A 407-nucleotide genomic window follows, 5' to 3' on the forward strand; every position below is an offset into this window, starting at 1 on the left:
CGCGAGCGACATCGTCGGCCGCGTCGTGCTGCGCAGCGGCGAACTGCCCGTCGGCATCGTCACCGCCTTCGTCGGGGCGCCGGTGCTGATCATGCTCGTCCGCCGCCGAGGGGCGAGCGCCCTGTGAGCGTGCACGTCGAGCGCGGGTACCGCACCTGGCTGCTCCGATCGAGGAACGGCGGCGTCAGCATCCTCGTCCGACGTCGCCCCGTGGTGGTCGTGACAGCACTGGTCCTCGCTGCGGCGGCGGTCGCCGTCGTGAGCCTCGGCGTCGGCGACTACGTCGTGCCGATCCCCGACGTCGTCGCCACCGTCTTCGGCTTCGGCGACTCCCGCTCGCAGCTGGTGGTCTGGGGATGGCGGATGCCGCGCGTGCTGCTCGCCCTCGCGCTGGGCGCCGCACTCGG

Annotated in this window: 2 protein-coding genes; both read left to right on the forward strand. The window is 73.5% G+C overall.

The features are described 5' to 3' along the window. The first annotated feature begins 10 nt into the window (after positions 1 to 10). Positions 11 to 127, forward strand: coding sequence for an iron chelate uptake ABC transporter family permease subunit (locus tag SB658_RS22085; RefSeq protein ID WP_410602335.1), 117 nt, complete (start codon positions 11 to 13; stop codon positions 125 to 127). After that, the coding region (locus SB658_RS22090; RefSeq protein WP_410602333.1) for an iron chelate uptake ABC transporter family permease subunit at positions 124 to 407 on the forward strand (284 nt) is incomplete at its 3' end. The genes SB658_RS22085 and SB658_RS22090, both read left to right, overlap by 4 nt.

The organism is Bacillus sp. SIMBA_008 (assembly GCF_046535495.1).
GTDB classification, from domain to species: Bacteria; Bacillota; Bacilli; order Bacillales; family Bacillaceae; genus Bacillus; species Bacillus subtilis.